The organism is Synechococcus sp. H60.2 (assembly GCF_047462315.1).
Classification (GTDB): domain Bacteria; phylum Cyanobacteriota; class Cyanobacteriia; order Thermostichales; family Thermostichaceae; genus Thermostichus.
In genome coordinates, this window is the sequence record NZ_JANSIZ010000001.1 from 45,455 (window position 1) to 71,552 (window position 26,098).

Sequence of the window (26,098 nt, forward strand, 5' to 3'; positions counted from 1 at the left end):
TACTAGCCCATCTGTCCGGCTCCCGATCGTAAGAAACTCTGGAATGTTGAATGGTGGGGCTCCACCTGGATGGTGCCCACTGCGGGAAAACCTTGTCATTTGCCAGATTTCTCAGGACAATGGCGGCAAATGGAAGAGCTAAGTCATGACTGCTGCTACCCACGTCCTGGAACAGTCGATTGTTGTCTTTTCCCAAAACTACTTGCCCATTAGCCGGGTCAACATTAGGCGGGCGATTGTGCTGCTGCTGACGGGCAAGGCAGAGCCGCTGGCGATGATGAATGTGCCGGTATGGAAAGTGCGCTCCCCCAGCCAGGTGATCGAGGTGCCCGAGCACATCCGCCTGACCATCAAAGGCAAGGAGCGATCCTGGCGGGTGCCCCCTGTCAACCGGCGGGAGGTTTTGCGGCGGGACCACCACACCTGTCAGTACTGCGGCAGCACCCATAACCTAACCCTGGATCATGTCGTGCCTCTTTCTCGCGGGGGATCCCACACTTGGGACAATGTAGTCACGGCCTGCGAGCGCTGCAACCAGCGCAAGGGCAACCGCACTCCTGAAGAGGCCAATATGCCTCTGCGCAGCAAACCCCGCGCCCCCCTCCACCCGACGGTGGCTTTTGCCGAGCAGTTTTGGCGCGAACAGCAGAGCCGGCAAGAGCAAATCTACGGCTACAGCACAAGCTAGAATCAGCAAATCCCGGTTGTTATCGATGAGGATCCGCGTCGGCCATGATGACCGTAATGGAGTTTTTTGCCCTCAGCGCTGGCGAGTGGATGTGTCAGCGTACCAGCCATCACTTGGCCTTTCGCCGCTCTGAGGGGGGGAGATCGCGGGTACAAATTGCCACCCTTTCGCCCGCCGATCCGGCAGTTATCCGGGTTTGTGAGCTGTTCAAGGTGGATCCACGGCGGGCCGTGGGGGCGGCGCGAGTGCAGTGGAATGGGGAGCAGGAGTGGGACAACGAAGAGTACAAAGGCGATGTGGTGCTGGTTCCCATCCCCGATCCCGATAATCCCATGCGGGGGCAACTGTTGCGGGACCAGGGCTATGCCGAGAAAGTGCCGGTGGCCGGCACCTACGTCATGGGATCCGACGGCGCCCTCACCCTCTACACCGAATATGAGATGACTGAGTCAGAGGAGCGCATCTGGTTTGCCAGCCCGAACCTGCGCCTGCGGGCCAGCACCGTCAAGCGCTTTGGCGGCTTCAGCATGGCCTCTTTCTGCTCTGAGGTGCGCAAGCTCTCCGCCAGCCCTTCCCCCCTCTCGGCCATGGCCGAGTCCCGCTCTCCCTAGGTGTGTGCTGACCAGAAAGCTTGCCGGCGTCGGATCCCTGGCTGAAAGTTGCCTGCTTTTGGGTCGGGGGAGAGCCTCAGCCGGCAAGGGATGGGCTAAAACCTCTGTTGGTGGGTTATTTGTAGACGGAAAACCCCGGCTGTGGCGGATCTAAGCGATTTTATCCAGGGTATTGAGCAGCTTATCGAGCTAGCCCAGAAACTGGACGAGAAAAGAAACACGGGGGAGCTGCGAACTGAGGTGCGCATCCAGGCCCGTCCTTTGGGCAGCTCTATTCCCCCTTCCGGCTCCATCCCCCGTCGCCGCAGCAGCGCCCAGACGGGGGATCCCTCCTGGAGCAGCGAGCCTCAGGTGATGTCCACAGCAAGCTGGCGCGAACAGCCCAAGGCTGCTCCCTCGCCTGATTTGGCCGCCGACCGCCTCAGCGGGACGGAATCCGGCCCAGGGCCGCGCCTCAGGGATGTGGGGGGGCTGAGGGAACAGCTCCAAGCTTTGCGGGAAATGGTCGAGATCCCCCTCAAGCGGCCCGATCTGCTGGCCAAGTTAGGTTTAGAGCCGCCCCGTGGCGTGCTGTTGGTAGGCCCCCCTGGCACCGGCAAGACTCTGACGGCCCGCGCCCTGGCCGAGAGCCTGGGGGTGAACTACATCGCCATTGTCGGCCCAGAGCTGATCGGCAAGTACTACGGGGAGGCGGAGGCGCGCCTGCGGCAGCTTTTTGAGAAGGCGGCTAAGTCGACTCCCTGTCTGGTGTTCATTGACGAAATCGATGCTCTTGTCCCCAACCGCGCCGCCGTTGAGGGGGAGGTAGAAAAACGCCTGGTGGCTCAAATGCTGGGGCTGATGGACGGGTTTGCGGCTCAAAAGGGGATCGTGGTGCTGGCAGCCACCAACCGGCCTGAGGCCCTGGATCCGGCGCTGCGGCGACCGGGGCGCTTTGACCGGGAGATCATCTTTAAGGTGCCGGATCGGGAGGGGCGGCGGGAGATCTTGGCCATTCACACCCGTGGCATGCCCCTGGCGGAGGATGTGGATTTGGACAGCCTAGCAGAGCAAACGCTGGGCTTTGTAGGCGCGGATCTGCGCGGCCTGTGCCAGGCGGCCGCCTATGCAGCTTTGCGGCGTCAGGTGCCGGATTTGGAATCCCCCATTCCCGAATCCCTAAAAGTTACGGCAGCGGACTTTCAAGAAGCTCTGCAACAGGTAAAGCCGGCGGTGTTGCGCTCGGTGGAAATTGAGTCGCCCCAGGTGAGCTGGGATCAGATCGGCGGCCTGGAGCACGCCAAGCAGATTTTGCAGGAGGCCATCGAGGGATCCCTGCTGCACCCGGAGCTGTACGAGCAGGCCCGGGCCCAGGCCCCCAAAGGGATCCTCCTCAGTGGGCCCCCCGGCACCGGCAAGACGCTGCTGGCCAAGGCCATCGCCTCCCAGGCCAAGGCCAATTTCATCGCCGTCTCCGGCCCGGAGCTTTTGAGCAAATGGGTGGGATCCTCCGAGCAGGCGGTGCGGGAACTCTTTGCCCGCGCCCGCCAGTGTGCCCCTTGCGTCATCTTCATCGATGAGATCGACACCCTCGCTCCCGCGCGAGGCAGCTACTCCGGCGACAGTGGCGTCAGTGACCGGGTTCTGGGGCAACTGCTGGCCGAACTGGACGGGATCCGTCCCAGCCAGGGGGTCTTGCTAGTGGCGGCCACCAACCGCAAAGCCAGTTTGGATCCCGCCCTCACCCGCGCTGGCCGGCTGGAGCTGCACCTGAGTGTGGAGCTGCCGGATCGCGCCGGGCGGTGGGAAATCTTATCTGTACATAACCGCAAGCGTCCCCTGGGGCCAGATGTAAATCTGGAGGTGTGGGCCGAGCGCACCGAAGGCTGGAGCGGCGCCGACCTGGCCCTGCTCAGTAACCGTGCCGCCATTGCTGCTATTCGCCGCCACCGCGCCACTGCCGAGACGGTGGAGGCCAAAACCTTGGTCATCTGCCAGGAAGACTTTGCCCAGGCCTTTGCCGAGCTGCAGCAGCAGCGGCAGGCCAGCTAGAAGACAGGGATCCCTTGCCATTCCGGCCGCCGGTGGGCATGGGCCGCCTCGCCGCAGGTGCGGGGAGTGGGAAAGATCTTGTCGGGGTTGGCGATGTGCTGCGGGTCAAATACCTGCCGCACCCACTGCATGCTCTCCAAATCCGTGGGCGTAAACATCTCCGACATGTAGCAGCGTTTCTCCGCCCCGATGCCGTGCTCGCCAGAAAGGCTACCCCCCAGGCGCACACAGAGTTTGAGAATCTCGCCCCCCAGTTTCTCCACCTGCTCCAGGGATCCCGGCACCGACTCGTCGTAGAGGATCAGCGGATGGAGATTGCCGTCGCCGGCATGGAACACATTGGCCACCGGGTAGCCGTATTCGCGGCTGAGGCGCTCGATTTCTTTGAGGACGTAGGCTAGCTGGCTGCGGGGGATCACCCCATCCTGGACGTAGTAGTTGGGGCTGAGCTTGCCCATTGCAGCAAAGGCCGCCTTGCGCCCCTTCCACAGCCGCGCCCGCTCTTCTGGGCCGGCTGCCACTTGCACCTGGCGGGCCCCGTTTTTGAGGCACAGCGCCCTCACCTGTTGGCCGGCTTCCTCCACCTCCAGCTCCAGCCCGTCCACCTCCACCAGCAAGATGGCCGCCGCATCCCGCGGGTAGCAGCCCAACTGCACCACATCCTCGACGGCGTTGATGCTGAAGTTGTCCATGATCTCCAGGCCGGCGGGGATGATCCCGGCAGCGATAATGTCAGAGACGGCGGATCCCGCTGCTTCTACACTGTCGAAGTCCGCCAGCAAAACCTGAACCTGGGCCGGGGTTTTCAGCAGGCGCAGGGTAATCTCGGTAGCGATGCCCAGGGTGCCCTCGGAACCGACAAACAGACCTACCCAGTCGTAGCCGGGCATCTCCGGGATCTTGCCCCCCCAGCGCACCACTTCCCCATCCGGCAGCACCACCGTCAAGCCGAGGATGTGGTTGGCTGTTACCCCGTACTTGAGGCAGTGGACGCCGCCGGAGTTTTCCGCCACATTGCCGCCGATGGAGCAAACCGACTGGCTAGAGGGATCCGGCGCATAAAAATAGCCCTGGTCGGCCACCGCTTGGGTAATCCAGGCGTTGATCACCCCCGGCTGCACCACCATGCAGCGGTTGTCTAGGTCAATCTCCAGGATCTGTTTCATCAGGGTGGTGGCAATGACGACGCTATTTTCCAGGGGTAGCGCCCCTCCCGAAAGGCCAGTGCCGGATCCCCGCGCCACAAAGGGCACCTGGTAGTGGCTGCACAGCTTCACCACCTGCGCCACCTCTTCTGTGGTGCGCGGCAACACCACCAAAGCCGGCCTTTGCCGGTAGCTGGTCAGCCCGTCACACTCGTAAACCAACAGCTCCTCCGGCTTGCTGATCACTCGCCGGGGATCGAGAATTTTTTTGAGCTCAGCCGTCAGCTTGATCCAGTTAAAGGTGAGGCCAGCTTGCAGAGGATGGGAAGCGCGGACAACCATAGAGCGTTGGCGAGAAATGTCCTCAGGGGAGATATCGTCACTATAGTCTGGATAGTCTGGCTGGAGAGCCTATGCAGTCCCGCAGCGCCGAACAGATTCTCAAACAAGTGCGGCAGCTCTACGACCTCTACCCCTTCCCGCCACAGCCCATCGGCACCGTTCCCCCGCCGGGGTGGAACTGGCGCTGGAGCTGGCCCCAGGCCTATGCCTTTTGCACAGGTGCTCATCCAGGCCGCCGCCCAGTGCGCATCCTGGACGCCGGCTGCGGCTCTGGGGTGGGGACGGAGTATATCGCCCACCAAAACCCCAACGCCGAAATCTGGGCTTTTGACCTGAGCAGCCGCGCCCTGGAGATTGCCGAGGCCCGCTGCCGGGCTTCCCAGGCACCACCGGTGCACTTTCGCCAGCTCAACGTTTACGACATTGACCAACTGCCGGGGCAGTTCGACTTCATCAACTGCGTAGGCATGCTCCACCACCTCCCGGATCCGGTGGCGGGGCTGCAGGCTCTGGCAAACAAGCTGGCTCCCGGCGGGATCCTGCATCTATTTGTGTACGGCGAGCTGGGCCGCCACGAGATCCGCCTGATGCAGAAGGCCATCCGCCTCTTGGTCACTGGCTCAGAGCATCAGCCGCTAGCTTCCGCAGAACACCTACAGCAAGGGCTCCAGGTGGGCCGCCGCCTTTTCCAGATTTTGCCAGACAGCAACCGCATCCAGCAGCAGGAACGCGCCCGCTGGGCCATCGAAAACGTGGACGACGAATGCTTTGCCGATATGTACCTGCACCCGCAGGAAGTGGACTACACCATCGAGACGCTGTTTGAGCTAATTCAGGCTTCAGGGCTGCAGTTTTTGCGCTTTTCCAACCCAGAGTTCTGGCGGCTGGAGCGGGTGTTGGGCAAAGATGAAACCCTACTGGCCCAGGCAGCTCAACTGCCGGAGCCGGAGCGCTACCGCCTAATCGAGCTGTTGGATCCGGTGGTGGCCCACTACGAGCTCTTTCTCGGCAAGCCCCCTATTCGCCGCTGGGAATGGACCCATCCAGAGGATGTGGCCGCGGCAGTTGCCCACCTCAGCCCCTGCCTGGGCCTGTGGCCGGGGCGGAGCCTCTTCAACTACGCCTATGAGGCCATCTCCCTCAGCGAGGAAGCCTTCGCCTTCCTGCAGCAGGTGGACGGGATCCGCACCGTCCAAGCCCTCCAAGAAAGCCTAGACTCTCCCCTGAGCTGGCCGCAGTTGCAGCAGTTGCTGCGCTGGCAAGTGTTGCTTTTGGAGCCGCAAGAGAACAGTTTTTGAGGGCTCTTGGCGGCTTTGAGACAGGAAGAGGCCATTGCGGCATTTGCTTTCTTGGTCTTCCCTAGCTTATGCTAGGAGACTGTGACCTTTCCCCTGGCCATTTCTGGGGTTATTGCCATGCCCAAAATCAAAACTCGCAAGGCAGCCGCCAAGCGCTTTCGCCTCACCGGCAGCGGCAAGTTCATGCGTCGCCGGGCCGGGCACAACCACTTGCTTGAGCACAAAACCACCAACCGCAAACGCAAATTGGCCGGCGTGGCCCTGGTGGATGAACGGGATCTGGCCAACGTGCGCCTGATGCTGCCCAACACCCACTAGGTGGGATCCCGTTGCGCCGCTTCCTCCACTCCCTCAGCCTAGGGTGAGCCGATCGCCACGACAGGCCAAAAGTCTCAAGGCTTGTTCGCCCTTGTATCCATCTGTCTGTATTGAGTTACCGCCATGAGAGTCAAACGGGGCAATGTTGCCCGCAAGCGTCGCAAGAAGATCCTCAAGCTGGCCAAAGGCTTTCGCGGAGCCGGCTCTAAGCTGTTCCGCACCGCCAACCAGCAGGTGATGAAGGCCCTGCGCAGTGCCTACCGGGATCGCCGCCGCAAGAAGCGGGATTTTCGCCGCCTCTGGATTGCCCGCATCAACGCCGCCACCCGTGCCCAGGGCCTGCGCTACAGTGAGTTCATCGACGGCCTCAAGAAAGCCAATATCCAGCTCAACCGTAAAATGTTGGCCCGCCTGGCTTTCCTGGATCCCGAAGCCTTTACCCAAGTGGTGGAGGCAGCCCGCCAGGCTCGCGCCTCCTAATGGAAGCGCGGTCTCCGTTGGCCACGGCGGTCGGGAAGGTTTGCTTGGCGGCCAGCCTAGCTTTAGCTGGCGGGGGGATGGGGATCCCTGCTGCTGCCCGCCCCTGGCTGGAGATTGTTCGGTCGGGGCAGTTGCGAGTGGCGGTCAAAGACAACCTCCGGCCCTTGGGGTTTCGCGATGCCGAAGGCAAGCTGCAGGGGTTTGAGATTGACCTAGCCCGCGAGCTGGGGTCCCGGCTGCTGGGATCCCCGGCGGCGGTGGAGCTGGTGCCGGTGAGCAATAGGGAGCGGCTGCAGGCAGTGGCCACTGGGAGGGTGGATCTGGCCATTGCCCAAATTGGCATCACGCCGGATCGGGCGCGCCAGGTGGAGTTGACCTCGGCCTACTACCTGGATGGCTCCAGCTTGGTTGTGGCCCGTTCCCAAAACTGGACGAGCTGGTCGGATGTGGGCGGCGCGCGGATTGCCGTCCTGCGCGGATCGGCTGCTATTGCTTACCTCCAGCGCTACCTCCCAGGGGTTGAGTTGGTGGCGGTGGATTCCTACCGGGAAGGGGCGGAGTTGCTCCTAAAAGGAGCGGTACAGGTCTGGGCAGCGGATCGCTCGGTGCTGGCGGGGTGGCTGGCGGAGCACCCCCAGTTTCAGTTTTTGGGATCCCCGTTGGCGGCGGTGGGGCTGGGCATTGCCCTGCCCAAGGGGCTGGAGCATGCTGAATTGCGGCTGCGGGTGCGCCGCGAGCTGGAAAACCTGCGCGCCGAGGGCTGGCTGGCGGACCAGGCCAGAGCCTGGGGTCTGCCCTAGTGCAAAAAGTGACGGATGCCAGTGCAGACCATGGCGATGCCGGCAGCATTGGCAGCAGCAATGGAGTCGGCATCGCGGAGACTGCCTCCCGGCTGGATGATGGCGCGGATCCCGGCACGGGCTGCCGCCTCCACGCTGTCGGCAAAGGGGAAAAAGCCGTCGCTGGCCAAAACCGCTCCTGCCGCCTGTGAGCCGGCCTGGCGAAGGGCAATCTCGACGGCACCCACCCGGTTCATCTGGCCTGCCCCAATGCCGAGAGTCTGCCCCTGCCGGGCAACGACGATGGCGTTGGATTTGACGTGTTTGCAGACTATCCAGGCAAACTCCAGATCCGCCCACTCTTCCAGTGTCGGCTGGCGCTCGCTCACCACCCGCCAGGAGGGTTGGCGAACGGATCCCTGCAGCCGGTCGGCTTCCTGCACCAGAAAACCCCCAGCCAAGGTGCGGAGGCTTTGGGTTGGCCCAACCTCAAAGTCCGGCAAAACCAAAAGCCGCAAGTTCTTTTTGGCTGCCAGTTGCTCAGCCGCCTCAGAGGTGCAGTCCGGGACAACCACGCACTCCAAAAAAGGCTCCGCCAGGCGCTGGGCAGTCTCCCTGTCCAAAGTTTGGTTGAGGGCAACGATGCCCCCAAAGGCGGAGACGGGATCGGCAGCCAAAGCCGCCTCAAAAGCGGCAGCCAGGGTTGGGCGAACGGCTACCCCACAGGGGTTGTTGTGCTTGACAATCACCGCCACCGCTGGCTTAGGGCCGTTGCCAAGCCCTAGGCTGAGTTCTGCTGCCAGGGCGCGAGCCGCCTCCAGATCCAGCAGGTTGTTGTAGCTCAGCTCTTTCCCCTGCAACTGTTTGGCCCGATGCCAACCGGGAGCAGCCGCATCCACCACATACCAGGTGGCGGCTTGGTGAGGGTTTTCTCCGTAGCGCAAGCGCTGCCAAGGGATCCCTTGCAGTTGAAAAACCTCTGCGGCAGCGGCTGCAGGAGCTGGAGGTGGAGAGGAGTGGGACAGCTCGGAGCAGGCCAGGTAGTGGACAATGGTGCGGTCGTAGGCCAACACCTGCTCAAAGGCGCGGCGGGCGCACTGGAAGCGAAAGGCCAGCCGCTCCGCCTCGCTGGAGGAGCTAGAGAGCAGTTGCAAGTACTGAGGGTACTGGCTGGGATCCGTTAGCACGGTAACGTGGGGATAATTTTTGGCTGCCGCCCGCGCCAGCGTGGGCCCGCCGATGTCAATCTGCTCGCAAGCCTCCTCCAGCGACACCCCTGGCTGAGCCACCGTCTGCTCGAAAGGATAGAAATTGACCACCACCAGTTGGATGGGAGGGATCCCCAGGGCCTCCAGATCCGCCCGGTCTTCGCGGCGCTCCAGGCGGGCCAAAATGCCCCCGTGAATGCGGGGGTGCAGCGTTTTCACCCGTCCCCCCAAGATTTCCGGGGCGCCGGTATGGTCCGAAACAGGGGTGACCGGGATCCCGGCCTCTAAAAGCGCCTTGGCGGTGCCTCCGCTGCTGAGCAGTTGAAAGCCGTGCTCCTGCACGAGGGCCTGAGCCAGCGGGATCAGGCCAGTTTTATCGGAGACACTTAGGAGAGCCAAAGGGGGGAAGGACTGAGCAGACATCGGTTTTGAGCTATCCCAAGAGATCGAGATCAGAGTTGCCTAACAAACCCCAACAGGTTAATATCCCACGCCCCAGCATAGCGCCCTTACCAGAAAATCAGCAGCGCAGGCCCAGGTATGGATGCCGACTGCTCCGCGTTCCTGCGGCGAGGGAGATAGGAGGCTGTTGCCAGTGCCAAGAGTCAGAGAAATGGCTGGGGTTGACTTGGGAGAGGCGCACCTGGCTGTGGCTCACCCCAGCAGTCAAACCGTCAAGAGATGGTTCAGGATGCCAGGAGGTGCAATCCCAGCCGCTCAAAAGGGATCCCAGCCCTGCTGAGAAAGTGCTATGACAAGATGAGCGTGAGTTGCCGCTAGAAGGGGGTAATCAGGATCGCATGGATAGAGTCTTGCAGCTCATGATCCAGGGTTGGTACTATTCCATCCCCCTGTTGACGTTCTCGGTCTTCTCGGTTGCCTGTTGCATCGAGCGGGCCTTGTTTTGGTGGAAAGTCACCCATCGGCAGGAGGAGGTGGTGCGACAAGCCCTGAGCCAGTACCGCCGCAACCCCAGGGCCGCCCAGTACCTGCTGGAGCAAAATGCCGACCTGCCTATTGCGCGCATCTTTTTGGCCGGCCTGGAGCTCAACGAAGCCAGCCCCGAGGATTTTAAATTGGCCCTGGAGACAGCCCTGGCGGCAGAAGTGCCCCTGCTCAAACGCTTTAACACCCTCTTCGACACCGTCATCACCGTTGCCCCCTTCCTGGGCTTGCTGGGCACGGTTACCGGCATCATCCAGATCCTCAGCTCCATCCAACTGGGGGATATTGGCGGCACCAATACTCAGGGGGTAGGGCAGGGGATTGCCGAGGCCCTCTACTCGACCGCCTTTGGGCTGATCGTGGCCATTCCCACCTTGTTGATCTCCAACGCCTTCCGCTCCCTGTACCTGCGGCAGCTCTCCAAGATTCAGGAGTACGGCGGCGAGCTGGAGTTGCTGCATCGCCAGCGGCAAGAGATGCAAGCCCAACAGCTTTCCCAGTACCCCTACGCAAAGTCCAGCCCCAGCGGCAGCTCCACCCTTCCGCCCTACTCCTCGCTTGATCCCTCCTAGCCTATGCGCATCCCAGAAGAAAACTTTCGACCCGCCGAGATCAACATCGTGCCTCTAATCGATGTCATCTTCTCGATCTTGGTGTTTTTCGTCATCGCCAGCCTGGTGCTTACCCGCTCCGAGGCTCTGGAGGTCAATTTGCCAGAGGCCTCCACAGCCGAAGCCCGCCGCCAGCCAGACGTTACGGTGAGCATCACGGCTGAGGGCCAAATTGCCGTCAACCAGGAGAAAATTGCCGATCTCTCCGCTCTGCTCCCGGCAGTGGAACGCATCCTGACCGAGAAGCCGGCTGAAGGGCGCCGCCTGGTGGTGATCAACGCCGATTTGGCCCTCTCCCACGGCAAAGTGGTAGAGGTGATGGATAGCCTGCAGCGGCTGCCCAACGTCAGCCTGGCCATTGCCGCCCGCCGCCCCGCCAATAACCGTTGACACCTCCCCTGTCTCTGGGGTCACCCTGCCCCCAGCAGTTGGATCAGCAGTGCCTTTTGCACGTGGAGGCGATTTTCTGCCTGATCCCACACACGGGACTGGGATCCCTCCAAAACCTCGGCCGTAATCTCCTCTTCCCGGTGAGCGGGCAGGCAGTGGAGCACGATGGCCTCGGGATCCGCCAGTTTCATCAGCGCGGCGTTGACCTGGTAGGGCAGAAAATGGGCTTTGCGGGCCTCGGCCTGATCCTCTTGGCCCATGCTGGCCCACACGTCGGTATAGACCACCTGGGCTCCCGAGACGGCCTCATGGGGATCCTGCAAGACCCACACCTGGGATCCCTGGGCCAAGGCCTGTGCTTCTGCTACTACTGCTGCATCCGGCTCGTAGCCGGGGGGCGTGGCGACGCGGATGTGAATCCCGCTCATGGCACAGCCCAGCAGCAGGGAATGGGCAACATTATTGCCATCACCGCAATAGGCCAAGGTCAGGCCTGCCAGTTGGCCGAAGTTCTCCTGGATGGTGAGCAGATCGGCCAAAACCTGGCAGGGGTGAAACTGATCCGTGAGGGCGTTGATCACCGGGATCTCGGCATATTCGGCAAAGGTTTCCAGCTCCCGCTGGTCGTAGGTGCGAATGGCAATCGCGTCCAGGTAGCGGGAGAGGACGCGGGCCGTATCCGGCAAGGGCTCGCCGCGGCTCATCTGCATCGCCGTCGGCACCAGATCCAGGGTGCTGCCCCCGCACTGGGCCATGGCAGCGGTAAAGCTGACGCGGGTGCGGGTAGAAGCCTTCTGGAACAACAGCCCTAGCACCCGTCCGCGCAGATCCACCCGATAGGGATCCCGCTTCAGTTCCGCCGCTTGAGCCAGCAAGGCCGCCAGCTCCGCCGGGCTCAGGTCGCTGAGTTTGAGCAGATCCCGCCCGGCCAAGTTGATGGATTCTACAGCTTGCAACCCCGCCATAGCGCTTCACCACCTCCGCCAACAACTTCCAGCCCCGCGTCGCCTCAACCTGCCTGCCGAAGCTGCTGCCTGCTCACCAGCGCAAGGTCGCTACTCAGCAAGGTCTCGCAGCCTGGGCCCCCACACTGGCTAGAGGGAAGAGGAACGCATTGGCTCCTTGGCCTGTTGCTGGCGGGCCGAGATCTGTGCCTGGAGGGCCTGGATGGCGGCGGCATATTGCGGGTCGGCGGGAGTGGCCACCAACTCGCGATCCCGGCTGAGGCGATTGAGATCTTCTTCGGACAGTTCCACGACAATATCCGGGGTGATGCCTTTGTGATCGATATCGGTGCCTTTGGGGGTGCGATAGCGGGCAATGGTCACCGCCAGGCCCGACCCATCGGAGAGGGGATGCACCGACTGCACCAGGCCCTTGCCGAAGGTTTGCGTGCCGATGATCACGGCGCGACGGTTATCTTGCAAGGCTCCCGACAGGATCTCGCTGGCGCTGGCGGATCCCCCATCCACCAAAACGGCCAAAGGCTTGTCGGTAAGGGCGGTGTTGTTGGCCGTGAGGCGATCCTGCTCCCCTTGCCGGTTCACCGTCGAGACAATGCTGCCTCGGTCGATCCACATGCGGGCAATCTCGGCGCTGGAGTAGAGCAGCCCCCCTGGGTTGGCCCGCAGATCCAGCACATAGGCAACTACGCCTTGCTTTTCCAGCTCGCGAATGGCCTGGCGCACCTTGTCGGCGGCATTGCCGGAAAACTGGGTAATGCGAATGTAGCCGATGGGCAGGCCATTTTCCTGGTGAACCGCATAGCGCACAGTGGCCAGCTCAATTCTCTCCCGCACCAAGTCGAATACCTTCAGCCCTTCCCCCTCGCGACGGATGGTCAGCCGCACCCGCGTGCCCGGCTCGCCGCGAATGAGGCTGACGGCGGTGTTGGTGTCCATGCCTTCGGTGGATTTGTCGTCGATGCGCACGATCACATCTTTGGACTTGATCCCAGCGCGATCGGCGGGAGACCCTTCGATGGGGGAGATCACCACCAGCTCGTTGGTCTCTTGATCCAAGCCAAGGGTAATCCCCACCCCCGTCAGCTCGCCAGAGGTGTCGATCTGCATGCTGGCAAACTGATCCGGATCCAAGAAGCGGGTGTAGGGATCGTTCAGCTTCTTGAGAGCCTCTCGAATCGCCTCGTAGGCCTCCTCGCGGGTGGCATACTCGCGGCTGAGCAGATCGCGGCGCACCGCCTCCCAGTCGACGGAATTAAAGGAAGGATCGACGTACTCCCGATTGACAATCTGCCAAACTTCGTCCACCACCTCTTTGGGATCCCGGCGAAACCCTGCCCAACCCGGCATGGATAGCTGCACCCCGACAAGCGACACGGCTGTGACCACCGCAGCCGTTGCACTAACCACAAACCCGCGCTTTCTCATTGGCTCTCCTGGCAGACAAGGTCTAAAAGTCGAGGTTGATCTCCAGCCTCTAGGGGTTTCGCACAGAGGCCTTTCTCTGCCCCAACTTTATCTCAGGGACAGAGCAATGCCCCCTGCCACGGCAGGTGGGATCCAAAGTTTGGTAGGCTGCAAATGGTACAGCCCAACTGTGCCCAACGTAGCACAGGGATCTCTGCAAAGGTGCTCCCGGGATCCCATTTGCAGGAGCGTTTTCGTCTTCTTCTGGAGTCTATGTCTCTTGTAACCGACTCTCCCAGCCTGCCGGAAGCTGCTGCTGACTCGCCCCTGCTGGCCCAGGTGCAGTTGGCTCGCGCTGCCGCTCGACGCACGGCTACCTTGCCCACTGCGGTAAAGAATGCCGCCCTAGAGGCCATGGCCACCGCTTTGCTGGCGCAGCAGGAGACTATCTTGGCAGCCAATCAAGCGGATCTGGCCCGGGCAGCGGAGCAGGTCAAGGCCGGCGAGCTGTCCGCCTCGGCCTACGCCCGCTTGAAGTTGGACGCCCAGAAATTGGCCGAGATGGTGGCTGGGGTGCGGCAGGTGCTGCGGCTGCCAGATCCGGTGGGGCAGGCCTTGCTGATCCGGGAATTGGACGAGGGGCTGGTGCTGGAGCGGCGCACCTACCCTCTGGGAGTGCTGGGGGTGATCTTCGAGTCGCGGCCCGATGCCTTGGTGCAAATTGCTGCCCTGGCCGTGAAGACAGGCAACAGCGTCCTGCTCAAAGGCGGATCGGAGGCGCTACTCTCCTGCCAGGCCCTGATGGCTGCCATCCAGGCGGGGCTGCAGCAGATCCCAGACTTTCCCCAGGGATCCCTGCAATTGCTCACCAGCCGCGAGGAGATCAAAGCCCTGCTGCAACTGGAAGGGCTGGTGGATCTCATCATCCCGCGCGGCTCCAGCAGCTTTGTCCGCTACATTATGGAAAATACTCGCATCCCGGTGCTGGGCCATGCCGATGGCCTGTGTCACCTGTACGTGGATCGGGCCGCCGATGTGGACATGGCGGTGAGGCTGACGCTGGACAGCAAAACCCAGTATCCTGCCGCCTGCAACGCCATCGAGACCCTGCTGGTGCACGCGGCCATCGCCCCTCGATTTTTGCCCCTGGCTGTGCAGGCGCTGCGCGAGAAAGGGGTAGAGCTGCGCGGGGATCCCCGCTGCCGCGAGCTGGTACCCGATCTGATCCCGGCCACTGAGGCCGACTGGAGCACTGAGTACGCCGACCTGATTCTAGCTATCAAAATGGTGGATTCCCTCGACGAGGCCATTGCCCACATCCAACGGTACGGATCCCGGCACACCGAGGCCATCGTGACCGAAGACGCCGCCGCTGCCCAGCGCTTTCTCGACGAAGTGGACGCAGCAGGGGTCTTTCACAATGCCTCCACCCGCTTTGCCGATGGCTTTCGCTATGGCTTCGGGGCGGAGGTGGGGATCAGCACCCAAAAGCTGCCGCCGCGCGGCCCGGTGGGTCTGGAAGGCCTAGTAACCTACCGCTACCAACTGCGGGGGCGAGGCCATCTCGTAGCCGACTATACCGGGCCCCAGGCCCGTCCCTTTCTCCATCGGGATCGCTTGAGCAGCGCTGGTTGGACCTAGGCAGGAACCGCCGGCCAACGCCGCTCCCTGCAAAAGCTGCCTGGGTCAGCCAGCCAATCGACAAAGCCGTTTTGCTCAGCTTTTTGGCTTTGGCCTGAGGTAAATTGAAAAATAGCTTTATGCTTTGCAAAGGTTGCGGTTTGTGCTGCGCTGGGATGGGACAATGAACTACTGAGTTCTGGGTTTCCTAATCTGGCAGCCTCAATGCTTTTGGATTGACCCGTTGCATTTTGGCCTTCTGTTATTTCGATAAGGAGCTTCGCTGCATCATGCCCGTTCGTCTGTATGTCGGAAATCTGCCGGAAGAGGTGGATCGTCAGGCATTGGAGAAGCTCTTTAGCTCTGCAGGTGAGGTCATTTCCACCAAGGTGATTCGGGATCGGCGGACAGGCAAATGTCGCGGCTTCGGGTTTGTAACCGTGAGCACCGAAGAGCAGGCGCAGCAGTACATCGAGAAATTCAACGGCCATAGCTTTGGCGATGTCAACTTGCGCATCGAGATTGCCCAGCCGCGGGAGAAACGGGAAGACGCCGAAGCCAAAGCAGCAGCCTCCGGCTCCCCAGCTAAGGAGTCTGCCAAAGACGCTGGCAAGGATTCCAGGGCGCCCGGGGATCCTGAGCCCCGAGGTTCTTCCAAAGGCTCCAAAGAGTCGGGGGACAAGTCCGCCCCCAGCAAGAAGCAACGCCAGCGGGGCCACAAAGGCGGCGGAGGCAATGTCGTTGCCGAGACCGAAGGGGCCTCTGAGCCGGATCCCCGTTGGGCCAGCCAGTTGCAGCGGATTAAGGAGCAGCTTCTCCAAGCGACCAACTCCTGATCCCCCCGAAAGCGTGGTAGACATCGCCGCCATCTGGCGTTAGCTTGGTTGAGCTGTACAGCTCTGGGCATACCTGGAGGGGGTTTTGGAATGGATAGGCTGGCAAGGGTTTTTCGCGTGTGGGGACAGCACTTGGCCAAGGCTGGGTTCCTCGGCGCGCTGCTGGTTTGGCTGGGGATGAGCAGTGTTGTCCAAGTTGCCCTCGCAGCTCCAGCCGATTTGGAGGAGCAGGTGCTGCAGATCATTCGCAAGAACCCCCAGGTGATCCTTGAGGCTGTGCAGGAGTACCAGCAGCGGCAGTACCAAGAGCAGCAGCAACAACAGCAGCAGTTGGCGGAAGAATTTGGCCGTCAGTTGCGGGAGAACCCGCGTGCTGTCATCGGAGACTCTCCTCAACTGGGATCCGACACTTTGCGGCTGGTGTTGGTGGAGTTTTCTGATTTCCAATGTCCCTTCTGCGCCCGCGCCCACGACACCCTCAAACAGTTCATGGCCGAGCACGGGAAGGAGGTGACCTTGGTGTATAAGCACCTGCCCTTGACCAGCATCCACCCGGAGGCGATGGCGGCGGCTCGCGCGGCTTGGGCTGCCCACCGCCAGGGCAAGTTCTGGGAGTTCCACGACGAGCTCTTCGCCAACCAATCCCAGCTTGGAGATGCGTTTTATGTGGCCACTGCCGAGAAGTTGGGCCTGAACGTGGAGAAGTTCAACCGGGATCGGCGCAGCCGGGCGGCAGAGCGCGCCATTCAGCGGGATATGGAGCTGGCCTCTCAACTGGGCATCAGCGGCACCCCTCATTTCATCTTGAACGGCATTGCCTTCTCGGGGGCACAGCCGCTGGAGGTGTTTGAGCAGACGTTGCAACAGGCCAAGCAAGCTCTTTAGCCCGTTCAGGGCCTTAGATCCTGATGTCGAGTCCCTATCGTTGCCCGGAGTGTGGGGATGAGTTCCTGTTTCGACCGGATCCCTGCCCCACCTGTGCAAGACGACAACGCCAGAAGCGACAGGCCGCTCGTGCCAAGGAAAAGCGGGGCAGCTACGACCTGACGGGCCAGGTGGCCGCTGCCGAGTTCTGGCAACTGTTGCGCTGGTACCCCTGTTGCCCCTGCTGTGGCAGGCCATGGTCACAGGTGGGATCCGCCCCTGTTCAGGATCACATTATCCCGCTCAGCCGCGGAGGGCCCAACACGGCTGCCAACTTGCAGCCCCTCTGCCCGGCCTGCAACGGCTGGAAGGCAGACTTTCTCATCTATTTTGACAGGGCTGTGCCGGGTCAGGTGCGGGCTTTGCCCCCACAACTCTGGCCCAGCTTTCGGTGTTGGCTCCGCCTTACCGGGGCCGATCCAGGGGTGGAGGATATCCACAGCACCCCGTCCAACCCCTGCGAAAGGCAACTGGACTGGTTGGATCCCAGCCTAGATCTTGGCGGTGGGAATTGCCCCCAAGTGATGCAACAGTTGGCCTATCCCCTGGCCAGCCCGGCCCAGTTACAGGCGGAAACCCTGCGCCTCACCCTGGCGGCGATCTCACTTGTAGAAGGATCCCTGGTGATTCCAAGAAGTGGTGCAAAGGGCAACGAGGCCCAATGGGGCTATTCTCAACAGCCGCGAAACGGTTTCTGACCTCCCCTCTCCCTCAGGGAAAGGGGCTGAAGCCGGCTGCTGCTACTCGACGGGCAGGACGCGGGCGTCAAACCCCGCCTCGGCCAGGGCACGCCGCGCCTGTTCGGCATTGGCCCGCTGCCGGTAAGTGCCCACCTGAATCACAGAGCCGCGCACAAAAGCGTCAGGGGCAAACTGCTGCAGCTTAGGCAGCGCCTCTGCCCCGGCGGATACCACCACCCAAAATCCACCTGTGCCTTCTTCGCGCAGGGATGCGGGAGAGGGGGTGGGATCCTGAACCAGAAGCGGTCGAGAGCGGCGCAGGTCGGCGGGGAAGATCCCGGCTTCGTAGCCTTGGCCGGCCAGGTACCGCACTTGTTCGGCGGCAGCAGCCGGGTCGGCAAACCCGCCCGTGCGCACCACCCGCAGGTCGTCGTAGATCAAGGGCAGGGATCCCTCTAGCAGTTGTTTGAGTGCAGGCCATTTCTCCCCCCTGGGATCCGCCACCAACACCCAGTAGCGCTCCCCCTGAGGTGGCTGGGAGTCGGGATCCCTTCCGGATCCCCCTTCAGCCAGCGACACCGCCACCGCCGGCAAGCCCTGGGCAGTTAGCCAGCGGGCCTGATCCTGGGCCAACGACAGGCGGGAGAAGGTGCCCGTCTGCAAGGCGGCCTGGCCGCGGTATTGCACCACAGCAGCCCCTGGAAAGAAGCGGCGTACCCGCTCCTCTAGCCGGGGATCCCTGCTGGGGTTGGGCACATAGGTGGCAAAGGGCCGCTGGGGATCGGAGGGGGGAGCCGTTGGCGCCGGTGGGACAGGGTTTTCAGAACTGGCGGAGGGGCGGTCGGGCGCTGTTTGGGCGGGAAAAGCGGGCGGAAGGGGCGGATCCGTATCTTGACGGCTCACCACCCGCACCGGCAAGCCCAACCGTTCCAATTCGGCCTGGCGGCGTTGGGCGTGGTTGCGGTTGATGAAGGTTCCTGCCAGAATGAATACCTGTCCATCCCCTTGCACGAAATAGGCGTCCGGTACCTGGGCACGCACCTGAGCCAAGGCGGCTGCCTCGGCGGCCAAGACGTGGACTTGGTAGCGGGTTAAGGCCAAAGCAGCGGGCAGGGCAAGCATGCCAGCCGCCAGGGATCCAGCCAGGAGGGCTGCCGTCCTCCCCACTTGGGGCCATGGGGCGGCAGGGATCCCCTGCCACCCTGGAGCAGCCCTTGGGTTTATAAGCCATCTGTGGCACTGACACAGCCCAGCGTTCACGGGAGAAGCACAGATTTAGCGCATCTCTAGTATAGACAGGTCGGCAGAACTCCACTGCTGGTCGGAACGGTTTCAGCCAGGGGTTTTTAGAAGCGGCGGCGACGATAGCTCTGGCGGCGCGGCGCTCCGAGGGCGCGGGATCCTCCCAGGGCAAAGCGGAGGATCTCGGTTTTGTAGTGCTGGGAACCTTCGGTGTAGCGGGCAAGCTGAATGGTGGATTCCTGGCCGGAGGGGAGGGCCGGCAAAGACTGCTCCGGCGTTGCAGCTTCGATGGCGATGAAAAACCGCAAGCGCAGCAGCACCTCCAACTTAGACAGGCGCTCGCTCTGTTCGGGCACGAGGCGGCCCAGAGAGATTTGGAGTCGCGGCCTGCGGCGCCGGGATCCGGGGCGGCCCCAGAGCTGCTGGATCAACGTCCACAGGGAGGCCTGCTCAGGGGATTTGACCAACAGCTTCAGTCCCGTCAGCGGGTTGAGGCCATAGGTAAGCAGCAGAGAATACATGGGCAGCGCACTGAGGAGCAGAGAGGCGTTTTTAGGTTAGGGTCAAAAGATAGCTTACAGGCCAACTGTAGCACTGCTACCCGCTAGCTGAAGACCAATGGCCATGGCCGGGATCCCCGACCAACGCTGGCTGTTCCATCCTGTGGATGAGCCGACGGCCCGGCGTCTGGCTGAGGTCGTGGGGATCTCGCCCCTGTTGGCCCAGATCCTGCTCAACCGCGGCCTGTCTGGCCCCGCCGAGATCCAACACTATTTGCAGCCGGATCCCACCTACCTGCCCCCGCCCAGCCATGACTTTGCCGAGCTGCCCCTGGCGGTAGAGCTGTTGGAGAGGGCGATTTGCCGGCAGGAGCCCATCGCCATCTGCGGCGACTACGATGCCGACGGCATGACCAGCACGGCCCTGCTGCTGCGGGCTTTGCGGGGCACACCGGTGGTTTACCGCATCCCCAGCCGCCTCAGGGAGGGCTATGGCCTCAACAGCCGCATGGTGCAAGAGCTGCACCGCGAGGGGGTACGCCTCATTCTCACCGTAGACAATGGCATTGCTGCCCACGAGCCCATCCAACTGGCCAAAGAGTTAGGGCTAACGGTGATCGTGACAGATCACCACGACTTGCCCCCCCAGTTGCCCCCTGCCGATGCCATTCTCAACCCCAAGCGGATCCCGGCATCGTCTCCCTATCGGGGGATGGCCGGGGTGGGGGTGGCCTACCTCCTGGCCCAAGCCTTGGCAGAGCGCCGCGGCGACGAACAGTTGGGGCGGGTAGCCCTGGAACTGTTTACCGTGGGCACCATTGCCGATTTGGCGCCGCTGACGGGGGTGAACCGTCTTTGGGTGCGGCAGGGGCTGGCTCTCTTGCCCACTTCGCCGCTGGCCGGGATCCGCGCCCTCTTGGCAGTGATGGGAATGACAGGATCCCTAGAGGAGCTGCGGCCAGAGTGGGTAGGGTTTGGCTTGGGGCCCCGCATCAATGCCATTGGGCGAATTGGCCGACCGGAGATGGGGATCCGGCTGCTGACCACCGACGACCCGCAGCAGGCAGAGAAACTGGCCCGCCGCTGTGAACGGCTCAACCAGGTGCGGCAGCAGATGTGCAGCCGCATTGAGGCGGAGGCTTTGGAGCAGATGGCCCGGCAAGAGCGGGATCTGGCGCAGGAGCGGGTGTTAATCCTTTTGGGAACTCCCCAGCAGCGCTGGCACAAGGGGGTGATTGGCCTGGTGGCTTCGCGGCTGGCGGAGCGCTTTGGCTGTCCAGTGTTTATCGGCAGCCAGTCGCGCCAGGGGGAGATCACTGGCTCGGCGCGGCAGGGGATCCCGGAGTTCGACGTGTTTCAGGCCCTGGAGTTTTGCAAGGATCTGTTTATCAAACATGGCGGCCACCCGGCGGCGGGGGGGTTTAGCCTGAAAGCGGAAAACTGGCCTCTTTTGGAAGAGCGGCTGCGGCAATTGGCCCAACAGCGTCTGCAGCCGGAGCAAATCCGGCCCCTGGTGCAGATCGACGCGGAGGTGGCGCTGGCGGATCTCACCCTCGACCTCTACCGAGAGCTGCAACGGTTGCAACCCTGTGGCATCGGCAATCCTGAGCCGGTCTTTTGCAGCCGCAACCTGCAGGTGCTGCAGCAGCAGCGATTTGGCCCGCAGCCTGCCCAGGGGGAGGAGGATACCGCCGGCCACCTAAAGCTGCTGCTCCGGGATCCCGTCAGCCGGCGCCTGGACGGGGCAGGATCCTCGCTTGCCGCACCAGCCAAAGTCCCCAGCCGTCCCCTGTGGGCCATTTGCTGGCGAGGGGCCGCCGCCTATCCCCTGCCGGAGCAGATTGACATCGCCTACACCCTCAAGGCTAAAAGGTGGGGGGAAGAAACCCAACTGGAGCTGGAAATTCTTGGGATCCGGCCTGCCGCAGAGGCCAGCTCTGCCAATCTTTCGCCCGCCGCCGTTGCTCCCACCATGTCCGATGCCAAAGCTGGGGCCCAGACAGCACCCTCGCCCCTGCTGATCTATCGCCCTGCCCCCCAGCCCACCCAACCGCTGCGTTGGCAGGCTGCATCTCGATTTTCTGCCCTCCTGCCCCAGGCGCGGGGAACGATCCTCCTCTACGGCTTCCGGCGCCCTACGTTTGTCCTTCTCCCGAAGCAGCATCCCTCCCTAACCCTCCACTACGACCGCCCCCAAGCTGGCCATCGCTACGACCAACTGTGGCTGTGGAGCTGGCCTCCCTCTTTGGATCACCTCAAGTGGCTGCTCTACTGCACCCCTAGCGACGCGCTGCTCGTTGTCCTGCACCACCAGGCGGTGCCTCTGCCCTCCGCCGCTGTCTTACAACGGCAATTGCGCCACTACCTGCAAAACCAAGCCCAGGTGGATCTGTTACGCTTGGCCCAACAATGGTGGCTGTCGCCAGCACTGTTGGTGGCGGGCCTGCGCTCCCTGGGGTATGCCTGTCCGGAGTTTGGCCCGACAGGATCTTTAGAAGAGGAGCTGGAGGCCCAACGGGCCTGGTACCGCAGCTCCTGGCAACAGGTGGCTGCCCTGCTGCAGGGATCCCGTCCGCAATAGACCCTTTGCTTCCCGCCAGCCTATGGGGATTAAACTGCTCCTCGGCTCCGACTACCACGGCAGCAACCGGCTGATCCAGCAGGCCCTTGACCATCTGCCCCAGGTGGATGCCTACATCAACTGCGGCGACTTCTGCTCCAAGGCTGGCAAGCCCTCCCTCAACGCCACCCAAGGCTTTTACCCAACAGCCGAAGCTGAGGTCATCCAGTTGCAATCTTTCCTGGCGGCAGTAGACGGCCTGGGCAAGCCCTGGCTCTTTTTGCCCGGCAACCACGACCCAGCCGCTGCCGTGTTGGATGCCCTAGCTGGCAGGTGGGGACGGGCCATCACCCAGTCTTGTTACTTTGAGTGGCTAGGGCTGCAAGTGTTGGCGGTGCCCTGGACTCCCCCTTGCGGCTGGAGCTGGACCCTTACCCGCAGCCATCTGCAGGAGCTGCTTACCCTCTACAGCCAGCCTCCTCGCCCCATTGACCTGCTGCTTAGCCACGCGCCGCCGCGGGGCCTGTTGGACGAAGGCGGCAAATGGTACCACCGCCGCATGCCCACCCTGCGCCCCCTGTTGGATCACCTACAGCCGCGCTACTACATCTGCGGCCACATGCACTGGGACGGGGGAAAGGTGGAACGCTGCGGCTCCACCCTGGTGATCAACACGGCCTTGCACAACATGGTTCTGGAAATCCACTGAGGACCTGGGCAGCCCTCTGCTGTCTGCTTTCTTCCGCTAAGATACCTGTGTTTCCCGCGATCCCCAGCCTATGGCCCGCCCCTTGATCTTGGCCAGCAGCAACCCTGGTAAATGGCGGGAGTTCAACACCTTCTTCCAGGCCCATGCTCCCAGCTGGGATCTGCGTCCCCTGCCGGCGGCGATAGAAGTGGAAGAAAGCGGCAGCACCTTTGTCGAAAATGCCCTTCTCAAGGCCAAGGCTGTAGCAGCCGCTCTGGGGGAGTGGGCCATTGCCGATGACTCTGGGCTGGCGGTGGCAGCCCTTGGCGGCGCCCCGGGGATCCATTCGGCCCGCTATGCCCCTGACGATGCCGCCCGCATTGCGCGGCTGCTGCGGGAGATGGAAGGGATCCCCAACCGCCAAGCCAGCTTTCACTGCGCCATTGCTGTGGTGGATCCCCAGGGGCAGGTGCGGGCCTTGGTGGAGGGCATCTGCCACGGGGAGATCCTGGCTCAGCCCCGGGGAGCAGGAGGATTTGGCTATGACCCGCTCTTTTGGGTGCCGGAGGTGGGGCTGACCTTTGCCGAGATGAGCCCGGCGCAAAAGGAAGCCGTCAGCCACCGCGGCCAGGCCCTGAGGGCCTTGAAAGAACAGCTCCTGATCTTGGAGCGCAGTCTAGGCTAGCTTGGAGGTACGGCGGCATTTGTCCACGACAAGAGCCCGAGATCACGGCAGCAACCTGGGCCAGAAAAGGCTGCACAATGCCGCTGAGGGGATCCCTTGAACCCCAAGGCTGCAGCTCTGTGGATCCTACCTGCCAAAAGGTTTCCTCGGTACAGGAAGATGGGAATGCCAGTTTTGCGTTGGGAGCCTGAAGAATGACCTTCTCTGAGGAGCGCGATCCAAACCGTTTTCCAGACTCAACGGCTGCTGCCGGTGAGGGAAGCCGCGGCCAAGCTCCCAGCAGCTCAGAGTCCCAAGGCCGGCGTTCCCCGCCCCCCTTGCCGGAGGACAGTTCTGCCCCCTCCGCTGGCGGTGCCCAAGACTGGCTAGAGGATGAGGAGAGGCAAAACAATGGGAAGGCGTCTTCTGCTCGTCTCTCTGGGCGCGCCCTGCAAGCGGAGGATGCCAGGAGAGAACAGAGGGCTAGCTCAGCCCGAGAAGCTGCCGCCGGATCTTCGCGGGGTGAGGAGACAGAGTCCTCTCGGCCCCGGGCCAGGCGTGCCGGACAAGCCTTGGTTCCCCGGCGCTCTATCTCCAGCAACTGGGGCTACGACGGATCGGCCCGCTCTTCCGCCTATGCCGGCTCCTCCCGGTCTGCAACTTACGGCTACACCGCCGGCTCCGGGGGCAGTGGGGGATATGGAGGTGGAGGGCGCAGCAGCAGCTCCTCAGGGGAAGTCTCCTCTTCGGATCTGACAATCTTGCTGGTGGTGGCCCTGCTGGCTTTCTTTGGTGGGTTTGCCATCCGCAACCTCTTCGCGGAGTCGGGCGGCTTTGACGATGAGCGTCCCATCCGCGCGGCCAACGTGCCGGCGGCCTTCCGGGACTTTTGCTTTGCCTACAACGGCACGGCTTCCTTTACCGTGGTGCAACTGACCAGCGTTTCCGCCCTCACCATGGCCTCGGTGCCCATTTACAAGATGGACACCTGCACCATCCCCGTCAGCCAAACCGCCAACGCCCTGCAGGCCTTGGGCATCCGTGGCCGAGCCAACACCTTAGGCCCGCAACTGGGCGGATCCAACCTCACCCTCATCCAGCTCCCCTTGGCCAGCGGCTTGGCCCGCGCCATCTACAACCAGTTTCCTAGCTTGGCCAGTCAGGGTAATGAGGCCCAGGTTCTCTCCCAGCTGGAAACCACCATCAACGACGCCCTGCGCTCCAACGTGGAGGGGCTGGCCCTGCAAGGCCTGGAGCCTACCAACATCCCCGACGTGTACGTGGTGATCCCGGGCCACTCCTTCAATTTGCAGCCTCAACTCAACCTGCGCTAGCCATGCCCCTCAAACAATCCTTTGACACACTCTCCTGGGCGAGGACGTGTTCATCACCTTAGAAGGTGGAGAAGGAGCGGGCAAAACCACTCAGCAGTCCCTTTTGGCCGAGCAGCTTCAACAAGAGGGCTATGCTTGCCTGTGTACCCGCGAGCCAGGGGGCACAGCACTGGGAAAGGTGCTGCGGGAGCTGCTGTTGCACGGGGATCCCATAACGCCGCTGGCTGAGCTGCTCCTGTACGCGGCGGATCGGGCTGAACACGTGCAAAGATGCCTCCTTCCCGCCCTGGCGGCAGGGCAGGTGGTGCTCTGTGACCGCTTCACCGACTCTACCCTGGCCTACCAGGGGTATGGTCGCGGGCTGGACCTGGAGAAGATCCGCCAGCTCAACCACTTGGCTACCGGCGGGCTGCAGCCGCACCTTACCCTGTGGTTGGATCTCCCCCCTGAGGTGGGGCTGGCGCGTTCGCGTCAGCGTCGCGTAGCGATTACCCGTTCCCTACAGTCAGAGGCCGACAAACTCGAGCGAGAACACCTGGAGTTTCACCGCCGAGTTTACCGTGGATTTCAGGCTCTAGCCGCCGAGTTCCCGCAGCGGATTGTCCGCATCGACGCCATGGGATCCCCGGCAGAGGTGGCCACCCGCATCTGGGCAGCGGTCAGGCCCCGCCTACCAAAGGCTCCGCCCTGCTAGCTCGAAGGGCGGTCTCAACCGTTTCCCTGGCCATACCCTGCTCAGAGGTTAAGATTAGGTTAAAAAAGAAGAGGGCGCGGGTGACCTCAGGGTAAGGTAAGCAGGCTATGCAGGGAAAGCCTTCTGCCCTTTTTAGGCCCCGTTTTGAGAGGTAGAGGAGATTTGCCGTGAATGCCATTGCTGCTGAGCAGAAAAGCGAGCACTCGATCCTGCTGGCGTCTTCCCCTTCACCCACCGTGGCCGCTTGGGCTCACCAACTATTGAGCCAGCAATGGCAGCGGCTGCAGAAGCACGTGGGGCGGGTTCTCAACCAACACCCCGACGCAGCAGAATCCCTCCATCAAATCCGAGTGGGCCTGCGCCGCATCGGCACCTGGGTGGAGGTGTTTCAGGGATCCGTGCGCCTGCCCAAGCCGCTCAAGCCCAAACGTCTGCAAAAGTTGACCAGAACCCTGGGCCAGCAGCGGGATTTGGACGTGTTGCTGGAAATCCTCCAAGAGCCCTATTGGCAGGGGATCCCAGCAGCCGAGCTGGAGGAGCTGGAGGAAGACCTGCGGCAGCGTCAGGCCCAAGCCGAGAAACGTTCCCGCCGCATTTTGGAAGATGCAAACTTCCAAGAGTTTCAGGCAGCCTGCGCGGAGTGGCTGGAGCACCCCCGCTACCGGCCTGCGGCCCAGCTTCCCCTCCAGGAGAGCTTGCCTCACCTGTTGGCTCCTTTGCTGGCCGCCTGGTTCCTGCAGCCGGGCTGGCGGATCCCGTCTTTTCCCGAGACAGAATCTCAGGCCAAACAGCTACACGATCTGCGCAAAGCCACCAAACGCCTGCGCTACCAGGTGGAGTTTTTCGCCCCCTTTTACGGGGAAACTGTGCAGGAGTGGATCAAAACTCTGAAAGGCCTACAGGAGCAACTGGGCCGCTTCAACGATTTACAGGTTTTGCAGGCCAAGTTGCCCGCCGACTCGGCCCTACAGCCTAGGTTACGTGAGCAACAAGAGCTGGCTTTGCAGGATTGGCCGTTGCAGCAACAGCGCTACCGCAACCCTGCCGAGCAGCAGCGGCTATATCAACTGCTATTCTCGGCTGGGGAAAGCAGCAACGGGGAAGCCCAGGTGGTAGGCTAGGGCGTAGGGTTGGACAAGCC

Annotated in this window: 25 protein-coding genes; 19 read left to right on the top strand and 6 right to left on the bottom strand. The window is 62.5% G+C overall.

Features of this window, described 5'->3' with window-relative positions:
- The first annotated feature begins 145 nt into the window (after window positions 1–145).
- From NW845_RS00235 to NW845_RS00245, 3 genes are all read left to right on the top strand, one after another.
- On the top strand, window positions 146–688 hold the full coding sequence (locus NW845_RS00235) for an HNH endonuclease (protein ID WP_414364588.1): 543 nt from the start codon (window positions 146–148) through the stop codon (window positions 686–688).
- Between the two features lie 47 nt (window positions 689–735).
- Window positions 736–1,299, top strand: a complete 564-nt coding sequence (locus tag NW845_RS00240) for a phycobiliprotein lyase (RefSeq protein ID WP_414376215.1) — start codon at window positions 736–738, stop codon at window positions 1,297–1,299.
- A gap of 141 nt (window positions 1,300–1,440) precedes the next feature.
- Window positions 1,441–3,330 (top strand): AAA family ATPase, encoded by a 1,890-nt coding sequence (locus tag NW845_RS00245; protein WP_414376180.1) that lies wholly within the window; start codon window positions 1,441–1,443, stop codon window positions 3,328–3,330.
- Here NW845_RS00245 and glcD read toward each other — a convergent pair.
- A complete protein-coding gene (glcD, locus tag NW845_RS00250; RefSeq protein WP_414376182.1) occupies window positions 3,327–4,817 on the bottom strand; it encodes a glycolate oxidase subunit GlcD in 1,491 nt (496 codons plus the stop codon). The two genes, NW845_RS00245 and glcD, sit on opposite strands and share 4 nt — an antisense overlap.
- 71 nt (window positions 4,818–4,888) lie before the next feature.
- Between glcD and NW845_RS00255 the strand changes: the two genes are divergently transcribed.
- The 4 genes from NW845_RS00255 (at window position 4,889) to NW845_RS00270 (ending at window position 7,713) form a co-directional block, all read left to right on the top strand.
- Window positions 4,889–6,115, top strand: coding sequence for a class I SAM-dependent methyltransferase (locus NW845_RS00255; RefSeq protein WP_414364593.1), 1,227 nt, complete (start codon window positions 4,889–4,891; stop codon window positions 6,113–6,115).
- Window positions 6,116–6,232: 117 nt separating this feature from the next.
- Window positions 6,233–6,433 carry a 50S ribosomal protein L35 gene (gene rpmI / locus NW845_RS00260; protein ID WP_414333811.1) on the top strand — a complete coding sequence of 67 codons (201 nt, stop codon included), beginning with the start codon at window positions 6,233–6,235 and terminating at the stop codon, window positions 6,431–6,433.
- 123 nt (window positions 6,434–6,556) lie between these two features.
- Window positions 6,557–6,913, top strand: a complete 357-nt coding sequence (rplT, locus tag NW845_RS00265; RefSeq protein WP_414361790.1) for a 50S ribosomal protein L20 — start codon at window positions 6,557–6,559, stop codon at window positions 6,911–6,913.
- Window positions 6,914–6,930: 17 nt separating this feature from the next.
- A complete protein-coding gene (locus NW845_RS00270; RefSeq protein WP_414376184.1) occupies window positions 6,931–7,713 on the top strand; it encodes a transporter substrate-binding domain-containing protein in 783 nt (260 codons plus the stop codon).
- Here the strand turns inward: NW845_RS00270 and purH are convergent.
- Complete coding sequence (purH, locus tag NW845_RS00275) at window positions 7,710–9,323, bottom strand: bifunctional phosphoribosylaminoimidazolecarboxamide formyltransferase/IMP cyclohydrolase (protein ID WP_414376185.1); 1,614 nt, start codon at window positions 9,321–9,323, stop codon at window positions 7,710–7,712. The two genes, NW845_RS00270 and purH, sit on opposite strands and share 4 nt — an antisense overlap.
- Window positions 9,324–9,724: 401 nt before the next feature.
- On the opposite strand from purH, the gene NW845_RS00280 reads away from it, so the two are divergent.
- Window positions 9,725–10,417, top strand: coding sequence for a MotA/TolQ/ExbB proton channel family protein (locus NW845_RS00280; RefSeq protein ID WP_414364612.1), 693 nt, complete (start codon window positions 9,725–9,727; stop codon window positions 10,415–10,417).
- Between the two features lie 3 nt (window positions 10,418–10,420).
- Complete coding sequence (locus NW845_RS00285) at window positions 10,421–10,846, top strand: ExbD/TolR family protein (RefSeq protein WP_414376186.1); 426 nt, start codon at window positions 10,421–10,423, stop codon at window positions 10,844–10,846.
- 20 nt (window positions 10,847–10,866) lie between these two features.
- On the opposite strand, the gene argF is transcribed toward NW845_RS00285, so the two are convergent.
- Window positions 10,867–11,784, bottom strand: coding sequence for an ornithine carbamoyltransferase (argF, locus tag NW845_RS00290; protein ID WP_414364614.1), 918 nt, complete (start codon window positions 11,782–11,784; stop codon window positions 10,867–10,869).
- Between the two features lie 156 nt (window positions 11,785–11,940).
- Complete coding sequence (gene ctpC, locus NW845_RS00295) at window positions 11,941–13,236, bottom strand: carboxyl-terminal processing protease CtpC (RefSeq protein ID WP_414364600.1); 1,296 nt, start codon at window positions 13,234–13,236, stop codon at window positions 11,941–11,943.
- A 252-nt stretch (window positions 13,237–13,488) separates the two neighbouring features.
- Here ctpC and NW845_RS00300 point away from each other — a divergent pair, with 252 nt between their 5' ends.
- The 4 genes from NW845_RS00300 (at window position 13,489) to NW845_RS00315 (ending at window position 17,293) form a co-directional block, all read left to right on the top strand.
- Window positions 13,489–14,856 carry a glutamate-5-semialdehyde dehydrogenase gene (locus tag NW845_RS00300; protein WP_414376187.1) on the top strand — a complete coding sequence of 456 codons (1,368 nt, stop codon included), beginning with the start codon at window positions 13,489–13,491 and terminating at the stop codon, window positions 14,854–14,856.
- Between the two features lie 269 nt (window positions 14,857–15,125).
- Window positions 15,126–15,671: an RNA-binding protein gene (locus NW845_RS00305; protein WP_414364604.1), complete on the top strand. Its 546-nt coding sequence runs from the start codon at window positions 15,126–15,128 to the stop codon at window positions 15,669–15,671.
- 90 nt (window positions 15,672–15,761) lie between these two features.
- Window positions 15,762–16,556, top strand: a complete 795-nt coding sequence (locus NW845_RS00310; RefSeq protein WP_414376189.1) for a DsbA family protein — start codon at window positions 15,762–15,764, stop codon at window positions 16,554–16,556.
- A 23-nt stretch (window positions 16,557–16,579) separates the two neighbouring features.
- Entirely contained in the window at window positions 16,580–17,293 is a 714-nt protein-coding gene (locus NW845_RS00315; RefSeq protein ID WP_414376191.1) for an HNH endonuclease, read from the top strand.
- Between the two features lie 42 nt (window positions 17,294–17,335).
- Here NW845_RS00315 and NW845_RS00320 read toward each other — a convergent pair whose 3' ends face one another.
- On the bottom strand, window positions 17,336–18,397 hold the full coding sequence (locus tag NW845_RS00320; RefSeq protein ID WP_414364994.1) for an SPOR domain-containing protein: 1,062 nt from the start codon (window positions 18,395–18,397) through the stop codon (window positions 17,336–17,338).
- A 224-nt stretch (window positions 18,398–18,621) separates the two neighbouring features.
- Entirely contained in the window at window positions 18,622–19,038 is a 417-nt protein-coding gene (locus NW845_RS00325) for a hypothetical protein (RefSeq protein WP_414376193.1), read from the bottom strand.
- Between the two features lie 97 nt (window positions 19,039–19,135).
- Between NW845_RS00325 and recJ the strand changes: the two genes are divergently transcribed.
- The 6 genes from recJ (at window position 19,136) to NW845_RS00355 (ending at window position 26,078) form a co-directional block, all read left to right on the top strand.
- Window positions 19,136–21,598, top strand: a complete 2,463-nt coding sequence (recJ, locus tag NW845_RS00330) for a single-stranded-DNA-specific exonuclease RecJ (RefSeq protein WP_414376195.1) — start codon at window positions 19,136–19,138, stop codon at window positions 21,596–21,598.
- Window positions 21,599–21,620: 22 nt separating this feature from the next.
- A complete protein-coding gene (locus NW845_RS00335) occupies window positions 21,621–22,286 on the top strand; it encodes a metallophosphoesterase family protein (protein ID WP_414365000.1) in 666 nt (221 codons plus the stop codon).
- Between the two features lie 70 nt (window positions 22,287–22,356).
- On the top strand, window positions 22,357–22,950 hold the full coding sequence (rdgB, locus tag NW845_RS00340) for an RdgB/HAM1 family non-canonical purine NTP pyrophosphatase (protein WP_414365002.1): 594 nt from the start codon (window positions 22,357–22,359) through the stop codon (window positions 22,948–22,950).
- Window positions 22,951–23,144: 194 nt separating this feature from the next.
- A complete protein-coding gene (locus NW845_RS00345) occupies window positions 23,145–24,263 on the top strand; it encodes a hypothetical protein (RefSeq protein ID WP_414376197.1) in 1,119 nt (372 codons plus the stop codon).
- Between the two features lie 46 nt (window positions 24,264–24,309).
- Entirely contained in the window at window positions 24,310–24,957 is a 648-nt protein-coding gene (gene tmk, locus NW845_RS00350) for a dTMP kinase (protein ID WP_414371189.1), read from the top strand.
- Window positions 24,958–25,124: 167 nt separating this feature from the next.
- Window positions 25,125–26,078 carry a CHAD domain-containing protein gene (locus NW845_RS00355; protein WP_414376199.1) on the top strand — a complete coding sequence of 318 codons (954 nt, stop codon included), beginning with the start codon at window positions 25,125–25,127 and terminating at the stop codon, window positions 26,076–26,078.
- Window positions 26,079–26,098: the final 20 nt, after the last annotated feature.

Bases quoted from the DNA above. Each gene is read 5' to 3' on its own strand.
- NW845_RS00240 (WP_414376215.1), top strand. From the start codon at position 736: ATGACCGTAATGGAGTTTTTTGCCCTCAGCGCTGGCGAGTGGATGTGT.
- rpmI (WP_414333811.1), top strand. From the start codon at position 6,233: ATGCCCAAAATCAAAACTCGCAAGGCAGCCGCCAAGCGCTTTCGCCTC.
- NW845_RS00320 (WP_414364994.1), bottom strand. From the start codon at position 18,397: ATGCTTGCCCTGCCCGCTGCTTTGGCCTTAACCCGCTACCAAGTCCAC.
- NW845_RS00310 (WP_414376189.1), top strand. From the start codon at position 15,762: ATGGATAGGCTGGCAAGGGTTTTTCGCGTGTGGGGACAGCACTTGGCC.
- NW845_RS00315 (WP_414376191.1), top strand. From the start codon at position 16,580: ATGTCGAGTCCCTATCGTTGCCCGGAGTGTGGGGATGAGTTCCTGTTT.
- ctpC (WP_414364600.1), bottom strand. From the start codon at position 13,236: ATGAGAAAGCGCGGGTTTGTGGTTAGTGCAACGGCTGCGGTGGTCACA.
- NW845_RS00325 (WP_414376193.1), bottom strand. From the start codon at position 19,038: ATGTATTCTCTGCTGCTTACCTATGGCCTCAACCCGCTGACGGGACTG.
- NW845_RS00285 (WP_414376186.1), top strand. From the start codon at position 10,421: ATGCGCATCCCAGAAGAAAACTTTCGACCCGCCGAGATCAACATCGTG.
- purH (WP_414376185.1), bottom strand. From the start codon at position 9,323: ATGTCTGCTCAGTCCTTCCCCCCTTTGGCTCTCCTAAGTGTCTCCGAT.
- NW845_RS00305 (WP_414364604.1), top strand. From the start codon at position 15,126: ATGCCCGTTCGTCTGTATGTCGGAAATCTGCCGGAAGAGGTGGATCGT.
- rplT (WP_414361790.1), top strand. From the start codon at position 6,557: ATGAGAGTCAAACGGGGCAATGTTGCCCGCAAGCGTCGCAAGAAGATC.
- NW845_RS00345 (WP_414376197.1), top strand. From the start codon at position 23,145: ATGACCTTCTCTGAGGAGCGCGATCCAAACCGTTTTCCAGACTCAACG.
- glcD (WP_414376182.1), bottom strand. From the start codon at position 4,817: ATGGTTGTCCGCGCTTCCCATCCTCTGCAAGCTGGCCTCACCTTTAAC.
- NW845_RS00300 (WP_414376187.1), top strand. From the start codon at position 13,489: ATGTCTCTTGTAACCGACTCTCCCAGCCTGCCGGAAGCTGCTGCTGAC.
- NW845_RS00235 (WP_414364588.1), top strand. From the start codon at position 146: ATGACTGCTGCTACCCACGTCCTGGAACAGTCGATTGTTGTCTTTTCC.
- recJ (WP_414376195.1), top strand. From the start codon at position 19,136: ATGGCCATGGCCGGGATCCCCGACCAACGCTGGCTGTTCCATCCTGTG.
- NW845_RS00255 (WP_414364593.1), top strand. From the start codon at position 4,889: ATGCAGTCCCGCAGCGCCGAACAGATTCTCAAACAAGTGCGGCAGCTC.
- NW845_RS00335 (WP_414365000.1), top strand. From the start codon at position 21,621: ATGGGGATTAAACTGCTCCTCGGCTCCGACTACCACGGCAGCAACCGG.
- rdgB (WP_414365002.1), top strand. From the start codon at position 22,357: ATGGCCCGCCCCTTGATCTTGGCCAGCAGCAACCCTGGTAAATGGCGG.